The 2,695-nt window shown below is 56.8% G+C and carries 1 rRNA gene; it reads right to left on the bottom strand.

Features of this window, described 5'->3' with window-relative positions:
- Positions 1 to 2,693: ribosomal RNA gene (locus FZ029_RS32665) — 23S ribosomal RNA — on the bottom strand; the annotation flags it as partial.
- Positions 2,694 to 2,695 lie beyond the last annotated feature (2 nt).

Here is a 2,695-nt window from a genome sequence, read left to right as displayed (position 1 = left end):
GTCCACATGCCTCCTATCGACGTGATGGTCTGTCACGGCTCTCAAGGGAGCTCTGGTTTAGAGGTGGGTTTCCCGCTTAGATGCTTTCAGCGGTTATCCCGTCCATACTTAGCTACCCGGCCATGCCACTGGCGTGACAACCGGTGCACCAGAGGTATGTCCATCCCGGTCCTCTCGTACTAGGGACAGATCCTCGCAAAACTCCGACACCCACGGCAGATAGGGACCGAACTGTCTCACGACGTTCTAAACCCAGCTCACGTACCACTTTAATCGGCGAACAGCCGAACCCTTGGGACCTGCTCCAGCCCCAGGATGTGATGAGCCGACATCGAGGTGCCAAACGACTCCGTCGATATGGACTCTTGGGAGTCATCAGCCTGTTATCCCCGGCGTACCTTTTATCCGTTGAGCGATGGCCCGTCCACGTGGAGCCACCGGATCACTATGGCCGACTTTCGTCTCTGCTCGACTTGTCAGTCTTGCAGTCAGGCGGGCTTATGCCATTGCACTCGACGAGCGATTTCCGACCGCTCTGAGCCCACCATCGCGCGCCTCCGTTACACTTTGGGAGGCGACCGCCCCAGTCAAACTACCCGCCATGCAGGGTCCCGGACCCGGATCACGGGCCACGGTTAGATGCCAGAGACTTCAAGGGTGGTATTTCAAGGTTGGCTCCACACGAGCTGGCGCCCATGCTTCCAAGCCTCCCACCTATCCTACACATGAAGTCCCTAGCACCACTGCAAAGCTGTAGTAAAGGTGCACGGGGTCTTTCCGTCTGACCGCGGGAACTCCGCATCTTCACGGAGAGTTCAATTTCGCTGAGTTGGTGTTGGAGACAGCGGGGAAGTCGTTACGCCATTCGTGCAGGTCGGAACTTACCCGACAAGGAATTTCGCTACCTTAGGACCGTTATAGTTACGGCCGCCGTTTACCGGGGCTTCAATTCAAGGCTTGCACCTCTCCTCTTAACCTTCCGGCACCGGGCAGGCGTCAGACCCTATACGTCGCCTTGTGTGGCTTCGCAGAGCCCTGTGTTTTTAGTAAACAGTCGCTACCCCCTGGTCTGTGCCCCCCGCCATGGCTTGCGCCACAACGGGGCCCTCTTCTTCCGAAGTTACGAGGGCAATTTGCCGAGTTCCTTCAACACCATTCTCTCAAGCGCCTGGGTATACTCTACCAGTCCACCTGTGTCGGTTTGGGGTACGGTCTATACGGCGGGGCTGTTTCCTGGAACCGGTCCACAGCATGTCCAATCCGATAAGGACATACACGCTTTCCGATCCGTCACCTCCGCCAGGCCCACGATTATTAACGTGGTTCCCATCGACTACGCCTTTCGGCCTCGCCTTAGGGGCCGGCTCACCCTGCGTGGATTAACCTTGCGCAGGAACCCTTGGACTTTCGGCGACAGTGTTTCTCACACTGTTTGTCGCTACTCATGTCAGCATTCTCACTTCCGATACCTCCAGGCGGCCTCACGGACACCCTTCGCAGGCTTACGGAACGCTCCGCTACCACGCGATCAAAGATCGCATCCGCAGCTTCGGTACACGGCTTGAGCCCCGATACATTTTCGGCGCAGGCCGGCTTAACTAGACCAGTGAGCTATTACGCTTTCTTTAAAGGATGGCTGCTTCTAAGCCAACCTCCTGGTTGTCATGGCCTTCCCACATCCTTTCCCACTTAGCCGTGATTTGGGGACCTTAGCTGGCGGTCTGGGCTGTTTCCCTCTCGACGATGGACCTTAGCACCCACCGTCTGTCTGCCGGACTGCACTCTGCGGTATTCGGAGTTTGGTTAGGTTTGGTAAGGCTCGCGCCCCCCTAGCCCATCCAGTGCTCTACCCCCGCAGGTGATATCCGACGCGCTACCTAAATAGCTTTCGCGGAGAACCAGCTATTTCCTGATTTGATTGGCCTTTCACCCCTAGCCACAGGTCATCTCCGACTTTTTCAACAGGCGTGAGTTCGGTCCTCCAGTGCGTGTTACCGCACCTTCAACCTGCCCATGGCTAGATCATCAGGTTTCGGGTCTAAAGCATGCAACTCGGTCGCCCTATTCAGACTCGCTTTCGCTGCGCCTCCACCTACCGGCTTAAGCTCGCTGCATACTCTAAGTCGCTGACCCATTATACAAAAGGTACGCCGTCACCCCATGAAGAGGCTCCGACTGCTTGTAGGCATCCGGTTTCAGGAACTGTTTCACTCCCCTTGTCGGGGTGCTTTTCACCTTTCCCTCACGGTACTGGTGCACTATCGGTCACTGAGGAGTACTTAGGCTTGGAGGGTGGTCCCCCCATGTTCAGACAGGGTTTCACGTGCCCCGCCCTACTCGAGCATCCGATCCGGTTTATCCGTACGGGGCTATCACCCGCTATGGCCCGACTTTCCAGACGGTTCCGGTTATGTAGATCGAATGACTGGCCTGGTCCGCGTTCGCTCGCCACTACTAGCGGAGTCTCGGTTGATGTCCTTTCCTCCGGCTACTTAGATGTTTCAGTTCGCCGGGTTCGCTTCCCACACCTATGGATTCAGTGTGGGATACCGCGTTAAGCGGTGGGTTTCCCCATTCGGAAATCCTCGGATCAAAGCCTGCTCGCGGCTCCCCGAAGCTTATCGCAACGTGCTACGTCCTTCATCGCCTCTCAGTGCCAAGGCATCCACCAGATGCCCTTCAGACGCTTGATCTC

It is taken from the genome of Azospirillum sp. Sh1, from assembly GCF_008365135.1.
GTDB classification, from domain to species: Bacteria; Pseudomonadota; Alphaproteobacteria; order Azospirillales; family Azospirillaceae; genus Azospirillum; species Azospirillum oryzae.
The sequence above is the reverse complement of the archived record's forward strand: the minus strand, read 5'-3'. Positions and strand labels throughout refer to the sequence as shown.